We start from the raw sequence: 18,114 nt of genomic DNA on the forward strand, positions 1-18,114 counted from the left end.
GTCATGGCGATGAAACGCAACCTGTCCCGATTCGGCAGACATCTCTTCATCATCACGATCGGCATCGGCATGCTCTATCCGGTGCTCTGGCTGATCGCCAGCTCCTTCAAGCCGAATACGATGATCTTCACCGATACGAGTCTGTGGCCGGCGAAGTTCACGCTCGACAACTACATCAACGGTTGGCGGGGGCTTAATGGCGTATCGTTCGGCAAGTTCTTCATGAACTCGGCGCTGATCTCGGTCATGAGCGTGCTCGGCAATGTCATCACCTGTTCATTGGCGGCTTTTGCCTTCGGACGGCTTGAATTCCGGTTCAAGAAACTGTGGTTCGCGCTCATGCTGGTGACGATCATGCTGCCTTATCACGTAACGCTCGTACCGCAGTACATGATCTACAACGAGTTCCAGTGGATTAACACGTATTTCCCGCTCATCCTGCCTAAGTGGCTGGCGCATGATTCCTTCTTCATCCTGCTCATGGTGCAGTTCATCCGCGGCATTCCGCGGGAGCTGGATGAGAGCGCAACGATCGACGGGTGCAACTCGCGGCAAATTTATTGGCGCATCATGCTGCCGTTGCTCGTGCCGGCGCTCATTACGACAGCCATCTTCACGTTCATCTGGTCATGGGACGATTTCTTCAGCCAAATGATCTACTTAAGCGATATCCGGTTGTTCACCGTTCAGCTGGGCATCCGTTCTTTGTTTGACCCTTCGGGACAATCCGATTGGGGCGCGCTGCTGGCGATGTCGGCTTTGTCGCTCCTGCCGATCACGGCGATCTTCCTTATCTTCCAACGGTATTTCCTCGAGGGGATCGCGACGACAGGCTTGAAGTAAGAAACGATGTAAGCGGTTAACACTACTACGTCCATACAAGGGGAGAGCAGCGATATGAAAAAATCGATGTTGGCTTTGACGCTTACGGCTCTAATGGCAGTGACGACAGCTTGTTCGGGAGGCACGGGCGGCGGGCCGGCTGGCGGAGAAGCAACGAATGGCGGATCGACGAATACCGGTGCGACGAACAGCGGCACGACGAACACCGAACCGGTTGCCGGTGGAAATGATTCTTCGGGCGAACAAGTCGAGCTGCGCGTCATGTGGTGGGGCGATCAAGCCCGCGCCGACCGGACGAACGAAGCGCTGAAAATCTTCATGCAGAAGAACCCCGACATTAAGGTGATCGGCGAGTTCGCGCCGAGCTCGGGTTATTTTGACAAGCTTAATACGCAGCTGGCCTCCGGGACGGCGCCGGACGTGTTCTTCCTCGGCGGCAACGTGGTCGATTATGCGAAGAAAAGCGTCCTGCTCGATCTCAGCCCTTATGTCGATAAGGAGCTCGACCTGAAGGATATGGACAAGGCGATGATCGAATACGGCACCCTCGACGGCAAGCTGCAGCATATCTCGGCTGGCGCCAACGCCAGAGGCATTCTGATCAATACGACGATGTTCGAGAAAGCGGGCATCCCGGTTCCGCAGGATGGTTGGACATGGGACGATTATGCGGCGATCAGCAAGCAGATTGCCGATAAACTGGGCAAAGGTTTCTACGGCACGTATAACTTCACCGTCGACGGTTTCGATATCTATCTGAAGCAGAAAGGCAAGCAACTATACGACATGGCCAATAATCAGCTGGGCTTCGCGGAAGCGGACATCCGCCCATGGTTCGACTACTGGCAGCAGACCTCGGAAGCAGGCGGCGTCGTTACGCCGGAGCTCCAAGTGTCGAATCCGCCGACCGATACGGGCAAATCGCTGCTCATCACGGGCAAAGTCGCGATGACGCTGGCCGCTTCCAACCAGCTGACGGCCATGCAAGGACTGACGCAAGATAAGCTGACGATGGTGCAGGTGCCGCGCGGCCCGAAAGGAACCGGCGTCGTGTTCGAATCCAGCCAAGGCATGTCCGGCTATGCGAAGACCGAGCATCCGGCCGAAGTCGCGCGTCTCATGAGCTTCTGGATCAACGATCCGGATGCGGCCAAAATCCTCGGCAACGATCGCGGCGTGCCGGTCACGGCGGCCAACCGAACGCTGCTCGAAGGCGAAGCGAACGAAGTCGACAGCCTGATCTACGACTACACGAGCCGAGTCTCCAAACAAGCGGAAGCCGAACCGTTCGCCGTCAGCTACAATCTGCCAGGCTTCTCCGAATTCTCGAAGCTTGCAGAAACAACGGTCCAAGAAATCGGCTTCGGCCGCAAAAAAGTCGAGCAAGCGGTAACCGATTTCTACAGCGGAACGGTCAAAATTTTCGACAGCAACAAATAATCGCACTTACGCTATTTGGCCAACGGCCAGTTAGCGGGCTAGGGGCAGGCCGAAGGCCTGCCTTTGGTGTTGTAGGGATGTAGCTGGGATGTAGCTGTTTTGTGTTGGAAAGTAAATGCGGGTCCGCGCAAGCGGACGCAAGCGAGGATTGGCACGCTGATGGGCATTTCGCATGAACCAGCAGGTCTCCTCCCCAAGGCAAAACGTTGCGAACGAAGTTCGAACCAAGAGCTTTGTTCTTACAGCAAATTGGTCTATTAGCGACCGATTTGCTGGAACAAATGCGGGCCACCGTCGAAAGGACACATCGAAGCCGGCCGCGTCACGAGTCACGCCGTTTACGGGTGTGCAGAGGGCCGTGGCCCTTGCATCCCCTCCGATGGAGGGGTGGGGGAGGCGAAATAGAAGGAGGCTACTCTTTGATGAGAGATCATTTACTCGATAAGCTCCGAAAAGCGGACACGGCCAACAAGATCGGCCCACTGAAGAAGGAATCTGATACTGCTGTCCTCTCCGAATTTGAACAATCCGGCGTAAAGTTCGCGTCCACGGGCCGGCTGGAGGCCGTCTACTATAACGCGCTGGGCAAATTACTCGACTGCATTGTACCGACAGGCGGCCCGGAGCCGATCCTGCATGAGGGCGGCGTCTACCTCGGCTACTGGATGGAGAGCACCGGGACGATTAACGCCGAACTGCTATCGCGCTTCATCCCGTCCGTGTCGGCGTCGACTTATCGCGCTTTCGCGAAGCATCAGCGCGAGGACGGGCTGATGCCGTACAAGGTAACCCCGAACGGTCCCGTGTTCCGCCAGATTCAGATGGTTACGCCGCTAGCCCGCTGCGTATGGAACCACGCTTCGCTTCATGGGCATGATGGAGATTTCTTACCAGCCATGTATGCGGCGATGAGCCGTCACGATCAGTGGCTTGCCGATTATCGGGACACGCGAGGGACGGGAGGCGTCGAAGCGTTCTGTACGTTCGATACCGGGCATGATCTATCGCCGCGTTTCTGGCATGTGCCGGACACGCCTCATCTGGGGGATCCGGCGCAAGTATATCCGGATTCGCCGATCCTGCCATTCGTCGCGCCGGATTTGACCGCGAACGTCTACTGCCAACGCCTCTACTTAGCCAAGATAGCCGAAGCGCTGGGCGTAAACGGCGAGGAGTGGCAGGCAAAGGCAGAGCGAAGCCTGCAAAGCTTGTATGCGCAATGCTTTGACGACGAAGACCATTTCTTCTATGACCGAGACCGCCAGGACCGATTCGTCCGCGTCCAGTCGGACGTGCTGCTCCGCGTTATGGCTTGCGAGGTCGGCGACCGGGCATTCTTCGATACGATGCTCGAGAAGTATTTGCTGAACACGCGCAAGTTTTTTGCCAAGTATCCGTTCACTTCGATGGCCATGGACGATCCGCGGTTCGATCCGTTCTCCAGCTATAACACCTGGGGCGGCGCGACCAACTTCCTGAGCCTGATCCGCACGCCGCACGCCTTCGAGCATCACGGCAGACATGTGGAGCTTACGTGGATCATGTTCCCGATCTTGGCCGCGATGGCCAACATGGAACGTTTCGGGCAAGTCTTAAGTCCTTGGACGGGCGAAGAGGGATATACGGAATCATACTCGCCGGCGATCCTGTGCGTGCTCGATTATGTCGAGCGGCTGTGCGGCATTATGCCGACGCCGGAAGGCGAGCTGTGGTTCGGCGGACTGACGCCGTACGATTTTGACCATGGCGAGGAGATCGCCAGCCATACCGCATATGCCAGAACCGTTGACGGTGCGACGTATGAGCTGGTCAACTTGCCGGAAGGCAGCGAGATTGTGCGCGAGGGCGAGAGCTGGATGCGATTCCCGTCCGGGGTTAGGATCATCACCGATCGCAAAGGTGAGCTGAAAGGAGTTCTCGGGCTGAGCACGCGTACGGTGCAAGGCACGCTACACTATCGGGGGACGGAGCTGGCGTTCAACGTCAAGGCGAACGAGCTGCTTGCTTATGAGGATGGGAACTTGCGCACCAAGCGCGATATTGGGCTCGTCTATCCGACGTATTGATCATCATTCTGCCAAAAAAAAGGAGTTGGGCATATGCCAAGCACCGCCGATATTCAAATTCGCGACCCGTTCGTACTACCGCTGGAACGCAGCGGAGAAAAGCTTTATTATCTGTTCGGCAGCACGGACGCGAATATATGGGGCAAAGGAACCGGATTCGATGCTTATGTAAGCCGGGATCTGCACGCATGGGAGGGACCGCATCCGGTCTTTCGCCCGCCCGGGGACTTCTTCGCCGAGCAGAATTTCTGGGCGCCGGAAGTCTATGAGGATGGGGGACGCTATTATATGTTCGCGACATTCCGCCGCAAAGATAACGGGCTGTTAGGCACGGCGGTGCTCGCCGCCGACGATCCGCTGGGACCTTATGCCCCGCATAGCGACGGTCCCGTCACGCCAAAGGAATGGAGTTCGCTTGACGGAACGCTTCATATCGACCAGACCGGGCAGCCGTGGATGGTGTTCTGCCATGAGTGGCAGCAGGTGGGGGACGGGGAAATATGCGCAGTACGCCTAAGCCTCGATCTGAAATACGCCGATGGGGAGCCGCAGCTGCTGTTCCGCGCTTCCGAGGCTGCATGGGCTACGCCTTACGTTTCCCCGCGCTATCCGGATCAGGCGAACTACGTGACCGACGGACCTTACTTGTTCCGCGGCGCTTCCGGCAAGCTGTATATGCTGTGGGCCAGCTTCATCGACAACAAGTACGCGCTTGGCATTGCATCTTCCGCATCGGGTTCGGTCCAAGGTCCGTGGCAGCAAGAAGAGAAGCCGTTGTTCCGGCGTGACGGCGGACACGGGATGATTTTCCGAACCTATGAAGGCGGTCTTATGCTCACCATTCACACGCCGAACCGGACGCCGGACGAACGGCCGATCTTCCTTCCTATCGAAGAACGCGACGGACGTATTGTTGTACTGACAGAAGCTGAATGACCCGGTAGCCGAACGGCTCTACGGAGATCGGGCCGCGATCCAATCGTGCACCTGTCAGCAGATCATTGCCAGTTGTGGGGAGCGTGACGGTACCGCCTCGGCCGTTCATATTCACGATCACCCACAGCAAGTCATTGCCGTATCGGCGAGGGGCGACGATCGTCCCTTCCGATACATCGGTCCGCATCGTGACGCCGGCAGCCTCAGCGTAATGGTCTACTACGTGCCTCAGCAGCAGTTCGCCTTCGTCGCCAGCTGGCATTGCCCCGAGCATGACAATGGCTCCCTTGCCATACGACCGTTCGGTTAAGAATGCCAGACCTGGCGTTAATCCCCCGCGTACATGACCGATCCCCTTGGCTTCCACCGCTTCGAACAAATTCCCCCACATGGCTAGCGGCGCTTCCATGCCGAAGGCTTCTCCGACAGCCCCGGTTCCATCCATCGGATACGAGTGGACGGTACGGACGCCGGCCAGACGTTCCAGCTCCCCGAGCGCTGCAGATGTATGAACCGTGTGATGCTCGGTTCTTCCGCCCGTAAGCGGCCCGGCAACCCAGATTCCGCCTTGATGGGCGAACGCAGCAGCACGTTCCAGAAAGTCGTCCGATACATAAGGAAGATACGGAGTGAGCAGCAGCTTAAGCCCGTCACGTCAAGCGTACCGCCTTCAGGAATTAGATCCCGGTGTATCCCCATATGGAGCAGCCGGCTATAGAACGACGTCGTCAGTCCGCGATAGTTCAGTTTGCGCAGCGGCTCGGTCTGCAGGAAAGCTTTGGCCCGGTCGGAGTAGGTGATGGGCGCATTCTCCATGGAGGCGTACGTGTCATAGGAGGCAAAATCCAGATTGCGGAACAGCCGTTCATTATCAACGCCGAATGCGACGCTGCTGTTGTGCGTGATCGGCGCATCCGTATACTTCCGGATGATCGCCGCCTGCTGATCCGCGAACTCCGCAATCCGCTCCATCGCGAACATCCGGTACATTGTCTGCAGCGAAGCGTTATGCAGGAACGGGGTGGCCGCAGGCTGAGGGACTTGCTCGAAAGTCCGATAGGCTTGGCTCCATATATGCGTCCCCCATGCCTCATTCAACTGCTGAATATTTCCGTATCGCTGCTCGAGCCAAGCGTGCCACTGTTCCTTGCAGACGGCGCACAGGCAGGCCCCCACATGTGCCTTGAATTCGTTATCCAACTGCCAATGCGTCACGCCAGGCAGTCGACCGAGCGTCATCGCCAGCTGCTCCGTTATTTTGGCGGCTCGTAGCCGAAACTCCGGATGGTTCGTGCAGGCATGCTGCCTGGCGCCATGGCTCATGACCGTTCCGCGTTCATCGACGTGCATGCGCTCCGGATGGCCATGCGAATACCAGATCGGGGGAGTGGGCGTCGGGGTGCACATCACCGTCTCGATGCCTTGCTCATGCAGCCACCCGATCACCTGAACGAACAATCCCAGCTCATAGCGTTCCGGCTCCGGCTCCATGACGGACCAGGCGAATTCCCCCATCCGTACGACGTTAATCCCCGCTTCCTTCATTGCCCGAATATCTTCCCTAACGACGGCCTCCTCCCACAGCTCGGGGTAGAATGCCGCTCCATGGTATAGCTTTTGCACTGGCGAACCTCCTCCTTGAATGTCTCGTCTTTCCCACTGTAAGGGGCTTACATATGGCCTGCAATCGGACTTTATTGCCACATAGTGGCGTCGATTTGGACTGTTTTGACCTGTCTTGCACTTTCTTGCACCGGGCCGAACAGGGCCGCTGATTCAAGAATGTCTCATTGCCCGCAAACGGTTCGACCTCGCATACTGAGGCTACAACGCTCTAGCGGCGATCAACTAGCGGAGGTGATCCAAGATGAAGCAGGTATCGGCTGCGACCCCGTCGGTCAAGCAGCTCTCTCGCGTCAATCGTAGCCGTCATATGCTCAGCCGGCTAAGAAGGGACAAATGGATGTACGTGCTCCTGCTCCCCGGTTTGCTCTATTTTATCGTGTTCAAATACGTACCGATGTGGGGGGCGCTGCTGGCATTCAAGAATTACCAGCCGTTCGTCGGGTTCTGGAAGAGCGAATGGGTCGGCTTCGAGCACTTCCGGCTGTTCTTCGACAACCCGGAGTTTACGATGCTGCTGCGCAATACCCTGATCCTGTCGCTTTACAACCTGGTGTTCTTCTTCCCGGCGCCGATCATTCTGGCCTTGCTGCTGAACGAGGTGCGGCTCGCATTCTACAAACGGGTCATCCAGACGATGATCTACGTACCGCATTTCATCTCGATGGTCATCGTGGCGAGCTTGACGTACGTGTTCCTCACGACCGAAGGCGGGATCGTCAACGAGCTGCTGCTGAAGTATACCGGTGACAAAATCGATTTCCTCTCCAGCACCGAATGGTTCCGTCCGCTCATTATCCTGCAGACGATCTGGAAGGAATGCGGCTTCGGCACGATTCTCTTCCTGGCCGCGCTCGCCGGCGTCGATGTCGAGCAGTACGAGGCAGCGACCGTAGACGGCGCTGGGAGATGGCGCAAGCTATGGCATATTACGCTGCCCGCGATCCGTAGCACGATCGTCATCCTCTTGATCCTCCGGATGGGACATGTTCTCGATAACGGTTTCGAGCAAATCTATCTCATGCTGAACCCGTTGAACCGGGAGGTCGCCGAAGTATTCGATACTTACGTGTACATGATGGGCATTACGCAAGGGGCGTTCAGCTACAGCACGGCGGTCGGCCTATTCAAGGCGGTCGTCGGCGTCATTCTCGTACTCGGCACGAATCACTTGGCCAAGCGATTCGGCCAGACAGGCATTTATTAGAGAGGAGGGGTCACCATGTCCCGACAACACCGAACGGTATCCGGTACGATCTTCGATGCGGCGAACTATATCTTGCTGGGCATAGCGGCAATCGCCGCGATCTTCCCGTTCCTCTATGTCATCGCCGGATCGTTCGCCTCCGACGCCGAGCTGACCGAGCGGTCGGTGTTCATCATCCCGGAGACGTTCACGCTCGGCGCTTACCGATTCATTTTCTCGACGGATACCATTCTGAAGAGCATCGGGGTGTCGGTCTTCGTTACCGTATGCGGGACGCTGATCAATCTGCTGTTCACGTGCACGATGGCTTATCCGCTTGCCAGACGGGGGCTGATGGGACGCAATCTGATGCTTAATATGATCGTCGTCACGATGGTGTTCAGCGGCGGGCTGATTCCGACTTACCTGGTCATCCGCGAGCTTGGCATGCTGGATTCCTATTGGGCGCTAATGCTTCCGGGGGCGATCAACGCCTTTAATCTGATCATCATCAAGAACTTCTTCCAGGAACTGCCCATGGAGCTGGAGGAGGCGGCGAGGATCGACGGCTGCACAGATATCGGCATTCTGTGGAAAATCGTACTGCCGCTGTCGAAGCCGGTACTGGCCACGTTCGCGCTTTTCTACGCGGTCTCGCATTGGAACGATTTCTTCGCGTCGCTCATCTATCTGAACGATCCGGCCAAATGGCCGCTTCAGGTGATGCTCCGCCAGATCGTGCTGTTGTCCCAGGCGGCAGCGGGCGATCTCGCCTCGATGGATCCGAATTTCGTGAAGCCGCCGGAGCAGTCGGTGAAGATGGCGGTCATCGTCGTCGGTACGGTTCCGATCATGCTCGTCTATCCGTTCTTGCAGAAATATTTTGCAAAAGGCGTGCTGATCGGTTCCGTGAAAGGATAAAAGGGCATTCGTGCCCGTCCGCAAGTGCGGCTGAGGTAATTCCCGAGCTGCTTCCTATGCGTGGAACGTGGTTGGCAGCAGGTTTACGTTTGTGATAGAACATCTAATAGGGAGGTTATCCGTGATGAGTGGGAAGAAGAAAGTTCGCAAGGCCTTGGTGCCGGCATTGCTGGCAGGTACGCTCGCGGTAACGATGGCTGGTTGTGCGCAGAACAATAATGGGGCCAACGGCGGCAACACGCTCGCGAACGCGAATACCAATACGGGCACGAATGCAGCAGAGGGCAGCAACGCCGATAATGGAGCAGCAACGACCGAACAGAAGCCGCTCGATATCAGCATCATGCTGCCGATCTTCAAGACGAATTATCCCAAGGACGACTCGCCGGTCGCGGCGGAGATCGAGAAACGGACGAACGCGAACATCCATTTCGAATGGGTGCCGAATGCCTCCTATACGGACAAATTCAATATTACGCTTGCATCCGGCAAACTTCCGGCGATCATGTACGTACCGGACGTGAAGTCGCCAAGCTTCGTCAATGCGGCCAAGTCGGGCGCGTTCTGGGAACTGGGACCTTACCTCAAGGATTATACGAATTTGGGCGGGGCGAATCCGGTCATTCTCACCAACTCTTCCGTAGACGGCAAGAACTATGGCCTTTACCGGGGAAGGGCGCTGGGCCGCAACGGCGTTATTTTCCGCCAAGATTGGCTCGCGAACGTAGGGCTCTCCACGCCGACGACGATCGATGAATTCTACAATATGTTGAAAGCGTTCAAGGAGAAGGATCCCGACAAGAACGGCAAGGACGATACGTACGGCATGGTATTGGTCAAATGGACCGGGCAATGGGCCAGCGGCTTCGACATTATGAAGCTGTGGTTCGGATCGCCGAACAAGTGGGGCGTGCGGGACGGCAAGCTTGTGCCGGAGCACCTGACGAGCGAATATATGGAAGCATTGAAGTTCATGCGCAAATTGTACGAGGAGAAGCTGATCAACTCGGACTTCGCCGTCATGGACAGCGCCAAGTGGACCGACCCGATCGTGAACGGGAACGCGGGCGTCATCGTCGACGTCGTGGATAACGCCGCACGCATCGACGACAAGATCCATGCCGCTCTGGTCAAGGCGGGCACGGACCAACCGGATATCCACTTCATGGACGTCATCGGCGCCGTGAACGGGACCGACGGGCAATTGCACACGCTGCCGACTTCGGGATTCGCCGGCATGCTGGCCGTTCCGAAATCGACGGTCAAATCCGAAGATGAACTCAAGCGGGTATTGGCCTTCATCGATCAAATGAACGAGCCAGAAATGCAAACGCTTGCAGGTTTCGGGATCGAAGGGAAACATTATACGAAGAGCGGCGAGGCGATCGAGCCGTCGAAGGACACGGTGCTGCTCGAATCCGAGGTGGAAGGCCTCAACCAGATGCTGACTTTCATGCCGGAGGACCGGTCGCTGAAAGTGAAACAGACGCCGCTTCGGATCAAGCAGACGGAGCTGATGAAAGAGAACGAGAAGACGATCGTGTCGAATCCGGCTGAACCGTTCATCTCCACGGTCTATTCGCAGAAAGGCGCTCAGCTCGATAACATGATCAACGACGCGCGAATCAAATATATCGTCGGCAAGATTGACGAAGCCGGTTTCCAGGAGGCGATCGAGGCCTGGAAGAAGAGCGGCGGCGATGAGCTGATCGCCGAGATGAACGAGCTATACGCGGCTAGCCAGAAGTAAGAGGGCGAACATCGCATCGCGTTCATTGACGCTTATTGCAACCATGCGATGGAGTAACGCGCGGGCATATGCACGCTGGCAACTTCGCTGCGTCTCGTGTCGAATATTGCCCGATCGTAGTTCTTGCGATGTAAAATGACGCATTGGAACCGTTTTACAAATAGGTCTTGTTCATTCATTCCTGCCGAGCTATGCTTCTCATGAAGGCAAGAGCATTGAACAAGGCCTTTTCCCATACCCATTTATGGATGCGCTTACACAAAGAAAGTCCGTCATTGCCGCGCAAGATCCGCACGCGTCGATGCACCCACTCTGACGAATTGGCTGGTGAATTCGCATGCTGTATCCGATCCAGGTTCGCGATTCGGTGAACCGCCTCCTATCCAAATTACCGGCGAGCAAAGGGAGATTCTACAGAAGAAGCCTTATTCTGTTCCTGATCGTCTCGGCCATACCGGGTATGATTATCGGCGCGTTGATCTATGGAATCGCCGGGGGGCGAATGGAGAGCGAGCTGCTGCAGCTCCACCACAACCAAATCGAACAGCGTGTCTCCAACATCGACGAGCAATTCACGAATTTGGAGCTGATGCTGTCGCACTGGGCATTCGATTCGACCTTCAATTATAGCTTATATGAAAAAGACTTCGAACGGGATTTCGAAGTGTCGCGCGATATTACGAATACGCTGCTCCTCATGCAAGGTTCGAGCACGATGGTGAAGCGCGTGGAGCTATTCGTCGGCGGACAGGCGCCGGTCGCGTTCGCGCCTGAATATTCGCGCCTTGCGTCGCGGGAGCAACTATCGGTCTACGAGGAGTTGCTGAACACGGACCAATCTACGTATTGGACCAAGCGGGCATTCGATCCGAAGCAACTGGGGACGGAAGATCTGACGCTCGTCCATCTGCTGCCCGGCGGAAGCATGAAGCCGTTCGGGGCGCTAATCGTCCGGCTAGACGGCGATAAAGTAGGCAATATGCTGCGAACGATGACGCCTTATAACGAGGGCGTTACCTTCATGATCGAGGAGAACGGCGAGATCAATGTATCTGCTGGCGAGGGGAAGCGGACCGATCCGTTCCTGTTGGGGTTGAAATCCCGGATCGAGGCGCGAAGCGACGAAGCGGGCTCGTTCTTCTACGATTGGCAAGGGACGACCTACACCGTGTCTTATGGCGCCTTCGACCGGATCGCGGATCGGTGGTCGTATGTTTCCGCGTCGCCGATCACTTCCATCACCTCGCCGGTCCTGTTTATCTCCAAGCTTGTCTTCGCCGTCAGCGTAAGCGCGCTGCTGCTCGCCGCGCTGCTGGCTTGGCTTGCTTCCCGCAGCATGTATTCGCCGATCCGGAGGCTGGTCAGCGCGCTATCCGAAGGGGGCGTGATCCAAGACGGCTATGACGACGAATTCCAGTTGATCGAGAAACATTGGCATCACTTGAATCGGGAGAGCCGCGAGCTTCAGAGCAAACTGACCGAGCAGCTTCCGCATGTGAAGGAGAGCTTCCTGCACCAGCTGCTTCAAGGCTACCTGTACGCTTATTCCGAAGCGGACCTTATTAAGCGGATGGAGGGCTACAAGTGGAACGTGGCCGGCCGCAGGTTCGTCGTGCTCTATGTCCAGTTGACCGGGATTGCAAGCCTGGAGGGCAAGTTCAAGTCCGGCGACGAAGGGCTGCTCACTTTCGCTGCCGTCAATATGATCGAAGAGCTGGCCTCCGTCCGGTTCGAGCAAGCCAATGCGATCAATTTTCATGATCTGGCCGCCGGCTTGCTGGTGACTTTACCGGAGAGCGAGGATTCTTCCGAGGCATTGCAGTCGTTCTGCTCGGAGTTGGCCGAGACGATCAATCATTATCTGAAGATGAACGTAACGATCGCCGTCAGTAAGCTGGTAGACCGGGTCAGCGACATTCCGCATGCATTCGAGGCGGTGAAGCAGGCGGCGGGTTACAGGAACTGCGAGAACAAGAATCAGTTCATTGCGCTGGCTCAGGCGGAATTCCATGACCACGAACCGACCTCGCTGCAATATCCATCGGCGCTGGAGCGCGAGCTGTTAGCCGCGCTTCGAACCGGCCGGGAAGCGGATACCCATGAGCTGCTGCGCGCTTTCCTGGAATCGTTGTCAATGGGCGGCGCGAAGGAAAATGCCGTTCAGCAGGGTATGCTCGATCTGCTCAGCGGCGTCCGTCACGCCATTATGGCTGCGGGGATCGATCCGAACCGATTGTACAAAGGCAACAATCTGTACGAACAGCTGTCTCAAATCCGCGAGTCTTCGCGCATGTTGAACTGGTTCGAAGAGAAGGTGCTGCAGCCGTTCCAACGGGAGTTGGCCGGCCGGTCCGGCAATGCCGTTAAGCAATTGATTGAAGAGGCGCGGCAATACATGGGCGAGCACTATATGAAGGATATTTCCCTCGATAGCTGCGCCGATCGGATCGGGACGAATCCGTTCTACCTCAGCCGTTCGTTCAAACAGGTCACCGGCACCAACTTCATCGACTATTTGACCGAGCTGCGCATGGAACGTGCGAAGGAGCTGCTGCGCGATTCCGAACTTCGCATTAACGATGTCGCCGAACAAGTCGGCTATCAGCACAGCTACTTCAACCGAATCTTCAAGAAGCTCGAAGGCACGACGCCAAGCCGTTATCGGGAGATGAGCCGAAGCGTGTGAAGTTGTTTCTTTGGAAAACCCGGCCGGATCGCGGCTCAACCGGTAAGATGAGCCTCCAGATAACCCCTGCAATAAAGTGCAATCGGCGCAAAAATGTACGAAGCGCGATGTGCTTAACAATTGCAAAAATGTCTCATTGAGCGCAACCTCGCCCGCTCGTACAATGAGGCCATTAGGTTCAGCGCGACCTATGCTGCATGCAAAGTCTTACGGCTTGTAACGCAAACCATGGGTCGTAGCTGGGTGAAAATGGCGAGGGAGTGGTGAGATGAGTACGCAAGCTTCGAACGCGATACCGCTGCGATGGCTCGGTGAGCCGGCTAGCATGCCGACGGGTCTAACCTGGGGCATTCCGTGGCGCGAAGGCGAACTGACCCCGATCGATCAGCTGACGCTGACGGACGAGAACGGCGATGAAGCAGCTGCGCTTCAGAGCTGGTGGACGGCCTATTGGCCGGACGGCAGCGTCAAATGGTCGGCGCACGCCGCGGTCCGCGCCAACGGCGATGCCGCCAAGTGGAGCATCAATAAGGCGAAAGGGCAAGCGGACAACGCGAAGCCTTCCGAGCCGAAGCAGATCGAGCTGACAGAGAACGAGGACACGATCCGATTGAATACGGGAGTCATGGTCCTCACGCTGAACAAGCAAGGCATTCAGCTGATACGCAGCATCGAACGGCAAGGCAAGGAGTTATGCAGCGGCGGCCGTCTTGTATGCTTGAAGGAGAGCGTCAGTCGCCTGTTCGGCGAGCGCGTGGTGAAGGAGGAGGAGTTCCGCAGTACGATCCTGCGGACGACGGTCGAACAGAGCGGTCCGGTCCGCGCTGTGATCCGCATCGACGGACGGCATGCCCATACGGCGGGATCTCGGCAGTGGCTTCCTTTTACGCTGCGGCTGTATGTCTATGCCGGTCTGGAGTCGATCCGCCTCGTCCATACCTTCAACTATGACGGCAATCCGCACGAGGATTACATACGCGGACTCGGCATCACGTTCCAGCTGCCGATGCGAGGGCCTCAGTATAACCGGCATATTCGCTTCGCCGGCGATCGCGGCTGGTTCAGCGAGTCGCCCAAGACGTTGCACACTCGCCGTACGAAAGGCAAATACCGGGAGCTGTTCGAACGGCAGACGGCCGGGGAGACGGTAAGCTTCGAGCCTGGCGCCGATGATTATTTTGCCGGCTTGCTGGATGATTCGGCGCTGTGGAACGACTTCAAGCTGGTCCAGGATTCGTCCGAGCAGTACCGGATCTGGAAGCGGACGGGAGCGGATTGCTGTTGGCTGAAATGTGCGGAAGGGCGTCGATCGGGCGGCTTGTCGTACGTCGGCAGCGAGGGAGGCGGATTGGCCGGGGGGATCCGGAACTTCTGGCGCAAGGCGCCTGCCGGCATTGAAGCTCGGCGCATGGCGGAACAGGAAGCGGAGTTCACGTTGTGGTTCTGGTCGCCGGATGCGGCAAGCATGGATCTGCGCCATTACGATACGCGCACGCATGTCGAATCTTCCTATGAAGGCGCGGAGGAGCTGCGGGCAACCCCCTATGGCATCGCGAATACGAGTGAAGCTATGTTGTGGTGCCTGGAAAATACGCCGAATCCGGAGAAGCTGGCGCAGATGAATCGCGAACTTAATGCTCCATCCCAGCTCATCTGCGAGCCCGAATATTATCAGAAGGCCGGCGCCTTCGGCATCTGGAGCCTGCCTGATCGGAGCACCGCAGCAAGAGCGGAACTGGAGGATCGGCTGGATGGCATCATCGCCTTCTATCAGGCGGAGGTGGAACAGCGGAAGTGGTACGGATTCTGGGATTACGGCGATTTCATGCACAGCTATGATCCGGTCCGGCATGTCTGGAACTATGACCTTGGCGGCTGCGCCTGGCAGAATACGGAGCTTGCGCCGAACATGTGGCTGTGGATCATGTTCCTGCGATCCGGCAGGGAAGATATTTTCCGCCTGGCCGAAGCGATGACGCGGCATACAAGCGAAGTGGACGTTTATCATTTTGGCGAATACGCGGGGCTGGGATCGAGGCATAACGTCGTGCATTGGGGCTGCGGCTGCAAGGAGGCGCGCATCGGGATGGCTGGCCTGCACCGTTACTACTATTACCTGACGGCGGACGAACGGATCGGCGATATGATGGACGAAGTCAGGGACTCGGATTACACCACCGTGAACCTCGATCCGATGCGCGCTTATTTCCCCAATGACGAGCATCCGACGCATATCCGGGTCGGCCCGGACTGGGCGGCCTTCAGTTCGAACTGGATGACGAGGTGGGAGCGGTACGGGGACACGGCGTATCGGGACAAAATTCTAGTAGGCATCGATTGCATCAAACAGGCGAATTTCCGCCTCATCTCCGGACCGACCTATGGCTATGACCCGGTTACCGGGCGCTTGACGCCGATGGGCGACGACAATTGGGGGCGCCATCTGGCGATCTGCATGGGCGGGCCGCAGGTATGGTTCGAGCTGGCCGGCATGTTGAAGGACCAGGAGTGGGAAGAGATGCTGGCCGAGTTCGGCGTGTTCTACAATTTGCCGCAGGAGCGCAAAGACGCGATTACCGGCGGGGCGATCTCGCATGGGCGGTTCGAGCATCCGGTGCTCAGCATCGCCATTACCGCCTATGGCGCGGCATACAAGCAAGACGAAGAGACGGCGCAGACCGCTTGGAAAGTGCTGCTCGGCAATCCTTTTGCCCAGACGGATCTTCAGGCGCAAGCCAGAACGGTCGCTTATGTCGACGAATTGCAGGAGATCGATTGGATGAATACGAACGAAGCGGCGCAGTGGTCGCTGAATACGATTATCGCGCTTGCGTTAATTCCCGATGCGCTGCCGGAGCGACTAACGAATCGGGAAGAACAGGAGGATGAATCGCTTGCCCAAGCATGAGGAAGCTGCAGGAAGCCCGCCAGTCGGCGTGCCGGATGGATGGAAGATGTTCTATGAGAATCCGCTTCATCGCGAAACGGACGTGCGTGGGTTCCGCATGGAAGGGGACGGCGCAGTCACTTTCCCGCTCGGTCGGATGCGTCTCGAGAGCGTACGGGATGCAGAGGAAGGGCAGGCGGCGAACATCGTATTCTGGTGCCCGGAGCAGTTCCCCTCGGATTACGCGATAACTTGGGAGTTCTGGCCCGTCCGGGAACCGGGGCTTGCGATTATGTTCTTCTCGGCCGACGGGAGGGATGGCCGGGATCTCTTCGATCCTGCGCTGCCGGCTCGCGTTGGCATCTACGATCAATACCACCATGGGGCGATGAACGCTTACCATCTGTCGTATTTTCGCAGGCTTTGGCCGCAGGAGCGCATGTTCCATACCTGCAATCTCCGCAAAAGCTACGGCTTCCACATGGTGGCGCAAGGCGCGGATCCGATCCCTGGCGTTGCGGATAGCATCGGTCCTTACCGGTTGCTGCTCACGAAGCATGGGGAAGAGATCAGCTTCACGATCAACGGGCTCCCCATCCTACAATGGCACGACGACGGCGCCACTTATGGCGAGCGTCTGGGCGGCGGCAAGCTTGGTTTCCGCCAGATGGCGCCGTTTATCGGCGAATATGCGAATCTTCGAGTTTATGTGCCGTCTTAACCATATAGGCGCCTGTTAGATTGATAAGGTTGGTGCGCTTGTCTTAGCCCATTCGAAGAGCCCCTTGCTGAATTAGCAAGGGGCTCTTCGTGTTTGGATGTCGGCACCATGACTACGTCTAGCCGGCCCCCGGCACGATCGAAAGCGGAATTCCCGCCTTTCGGTAAGCAGCGGCTTCATACTCGTCCAGACGGCTATCCGTAATAATCTCGTCGAATGCATCGACGCCGGCGAAGATCGCCAGCGAATTGTAGCTGAACTTAGTCGAATCGGCGAGCAAAATGCTTTTCCCTGCGGCCTCCATCGACGTCTGCCTTGCGCCGACCAGATTCGGCGACCACGCCATAGCGCCTTTCGCTTGGGAGACGGCCTCGCAAGTAAGGAACGCGACGTCTACCGTAATCGAACGGAACATCTGCTCCGTGTAGATGCCGTCATTACTGTACGCCCATTTGCTGACTCTGCCGCCTGCGCAATATACGTCGAAGCTGCCGAACCGCTCTTCATTGGACAGCATGAGCGCCGTATGCAGGTCGCGGGTGATGATCTTCAGCCCCTTGAACCGTTCCAATTCGTCCACCATGGCTGCAACCGTCGTGCCGGCATCAAGAATCAGGCTCATATGGTCCTGAATATGCTTGACGGCTTCCTTGGCGATCGCGGCTTTCTCCGCTTTATGTTCATTCGCTCGTTCCTCGTATTTCGCGCCCATGAACCGTTTCACTTTCATGGCTCCGCCATGGGAGCGTTGAATTTTGCCCTCCGTCTGAAGCGTATCCAAGTCACGGCGTATCGTCATCTGCGAGACGTTGAATTGTTCGGCGAGTTCAGGGATCGTGATCTGGGGTTTGGTTTCCAGCAGCTTCATCATTTCATGGCGCCGCGTTCCGATGAGCATGGGAGGGACCTCCTTTAGCAGGTATGTGTTAGCTTATATGTCATTATATCGTTCGAAGAATGCGCTGTCAGCTGAGAAATGTTCGTTTTTGTGAAAAAATAGGTGTACAGTGTTTCTTTTGTGTGATATAAATGTGATCAAGAGGTAGTTGTTGTTA

The 18,114-nt window shown here is 57.0% G+C and carries 11 protein-coding genes and 1 pseudogene; 10 read left to right on the forward strand and 2 right to left on the reverse strand.

The genetic code is table 11. The features are described from left to right. Positions 1 to 3 precede the first annotated feature (3 nt). The 4 genes from FHS18_RS17995 to FHS18_RS18010 all read left to right on the forward strand — a co-directional run bounded on the left by FHS18_RS17995 (position 4) and on the right by FHS18_RS18010 (position 5,285). Positions 4 to 843 carry a carbohydrate ABC transporter permease gene (locus tag FHS18_RS17995; RefSeq protein ID WP_183601486.1) on the forward strand — a complete coding sequence of 280 codons (840 nt, stop codon included), beginning with the start codon at positions 4 to 6 and terminating at the stop codon, positions 841 to 843. A gap of 54 nt (positions 844 to 897) precedes the next feature. Beyond that, positions 898 to 2,283 (forward strand): ABC transporter substrate-binding protein, encoded by a 1,386-nt coding sequence (locus tag FHS18_RS18000; protein ID WP_183601487.1) that lies wholly within the window; start codon positions 898 to 900, stop codon positions 2,281 to 2,283. A 422-nt stretch (positions 2,284 to 2,705) separates the two neighbouring features. Next, positions 2,706 to 4,349 carry an MGH1-like glycoside hydrolase domain-containing protein gene (locus FHS18_RS18005; RefSeq protein WP_183601488.1) on the forward strand — a complete coding sequence of 548 codons (1,644 nt, stop codon included), beginning with the start codon at positions 2,706 to 2,708 and terminating at the stop codon, positions 4,347 to 4,349. Positions 4,350 to 4,382: 33 nt separating this feature from the next. After that, positions 4,383 to 5,285: a glycoside hydrolase family 43 protein gene (locus FHS18_RS18010; protein ID WP_183601489.1), complete on the forward strand. Its 903-nt coding sequence runs from the start codon at positions 4,383 to 4,385 to the stop codon at positions 5,283 to 5,285. On the opposite strand, the pseudogene FHS18_RS18015 reads toward FHS18_RS18010, so the two are convergent. Beyond that, positions 5,236 to 6,908 (reverse strand): annotated as a pseudogene (locus FHS18_RS18015) (beta-galactosidase). The gene FHS18_RS18010 and the pseudogene FHS18_RS18015 sit on opposite strands and share 50 nt — an antisense overlap. Before the next feature lie 244 nt (positions 6,909 to 7,152). Between FHS18_RS18015 and FHS18_RS18020 the strand changes: the two are divergent. The 6 genes from FHS18_RS18020 (at position 7,153) to FHS18_RS18045 (ending at position 17,059) form a co-directional block, all read left to right on the forward strand. Then, complete coding sequence (locus FHS18_RS18020) at positions 7,153 to 8,115, forward strand: ABC transporter permease (RefSeq protein WP_183601490.1); 963 nt, start codon at positions 7,153 to 7,155, stop codon at positions 8,113 to 8,115. A 15-nt stretch (positions 8,116 to 8,130) separates the two neighbouring features. Continuing rightward, complete coding sequence (locus tag FHS18_RS18025) at positions 8,131 to 9,015, forward strand: carbohydrate ABC transporter permease (protein ID WP_183601491.1); 885 nt, start codon at positions 8,131 to 8,133, stop codon at positions 9,013 to 9,015. Positions 9,016 to 9,139: 124 nt separating this feature from the next. Further along, positions 9,140 to 10,765 carry an extracellular solute-binding protein gene (locus tag FHS18_RS18030; protein WP_246427744.1) on the forward strand — a complete coding sequence of 542 codons (1,626 nt, stop codon included), beginning with the start codon at positions 9,140 to 9,142 and terminating at the stop codon, positions 10,763 to 10,765. 337 nt (positions 10,766 to 11,102) lie between these two features. Further along, complete coding sequence (locus FHS18_RS18035; RefSeq protein ID WP_183601492.1) at positions 11,103 to 13,451, forward strand: helix-turn-helix domain-containing protein; 2,349 nt, start codon at positions 11,103 to 11,105, stop codon at positions 13,449 to 13,451. Between the two features lie 268 nt (positions 13,452 to 13,719). Further along, complete coding sequence (locus FHS18_RS18040; protein ID WP_183601493.1) at positions 13,720 to 16,359, forward strand: exo-rhamnogalacturonan lyase family protein; 2,640 nt, start codon at positions 13,720 to 13,722, stop codon at positions 16,357 to 16,359. Positions 16,360 to 16,405: 46 nt separating this feature from the next. Next, positions 16,406 to 17,059, forward strand: coding sequence for a DUF1961 family protein (locus tag FHS18_RS18045; protein WP_183601630.1), 654 nt, complete (start codon positions 16,406 to 16,408; stop codon positions 17,057 to 17,059). A gap of 118 nt (positions 17,060 to 17,177) precedes the next feature. On the opposite strand, the gene FHS18_RS18050 is transcribed toward FHS18_RS18045, so the two are convergent. Further along, a complete protein-coding gene (locus FHS18_RS18050; RefSeq protein WP_183601494.1) occupies positions 17,178 to 17,957 on the reverse strand; it encodes a DeoR/GlpR family DNA-binding transcription regulator in 780 nt (259 codons plus the stop codon). Positions 17,958 to 18,114: the final 157 nt, after the last annotated feature.

Source organism: Paenibacillus phyllosphaerae, from assembly GCF_014192105.1.
In the GTDB taxonomy this organism is placed as follows: Bacteria; Bacillota; Bacilli; order Paenibacillales; family Paenibacillaceae; genus Paenibacillus_Z; species Paenibacillus_Z phyllosphaerae.

What these genes read in the sequence shown, in the direction of transcription:
- FHS18_RS17995 (WP_183601486.1), top strand. Translation starts at nt 4, where the DNA reads ATGGCGATGAAACGCAACCTGTCCCGATTCGGCAGACATCTCTTCATC.
- FHS18_RS18000 (WP_183601487.1), top strand. Translation starts at nt 898, where the DNA reads ATGAAAAAATCGATGTTGGCTTTGACGCTTACGGCTCTAATGGCAGTG.
- FHS18_RS18005 (WP_183601488.1), top strand. Translation starts at nt 2,706, where the DNA reads ATGAGAGATCATTTACTCGATAAGCTCCGAAAAGCGGACACGGCCAAC.
- FHS18_RS18010 (WP_183601489.1), top strand. Translation starts at nt 4,383, where the DNA reads ATGCCAAGCACCGCCGATATTCAAATTCGCGACCCGTTCGTACTACCG.
- FHS18_RS18020 (WP_183601490.1), top strand. Translation starts at nt 7,153, where the DNA reads ATGAAGCAGGTATCGGCTGCGACCCCGTCGGTCAAGCAGCTCTCTCGC.
- FHS18_RS18025 (WP_183601491.1), top strand. Translation starts at nt 8,131, where the DNA reads ATGTCCCGACAACACCGAACGGTATCCGGTACGATCTTCGATGCGGCG.
- FHS18_RS18030 (WP_246427744.1), top strand. Translation starts at nt 9,140, where the DNA reads ATGAGTGGGAAGAAGAAAGTTCGCAAGGCCTTGGTGCCGGCATTGCTG.
- FHS18_RS18035 (WP_183601492.1), top strand. Translation starts at nt 11,103, where the DNA reads ATGCTGTATCCGATCCAGGTTCGCGATTCGGTGAACCGCCTCCTATCC.
- FHS18_RS18040 (WP_183601493.1), top strand. Translation starts at nt 13,720, where the DNA reads ATGAGTACGCAAGCTTCGAACGCGATACCGCTGCGATGGCTCGGTGAG.
- FHS18_RS18045 (WP_183601630.1), top strand. Translation starts at nt 16,406, where the DNA reads ATGTTCTATGAGAATCCGCTTCATCGCGAAACGGACGTGCGTGGGTTC.
- FHS18_RS18050 (WP_183601494.1), bottom strand. Translation starts at nt 17,957, where the DNA reads ATGCTCATCGGAACGCGGCGCCATGAAATGATGAAGCTGCTGGAAACC.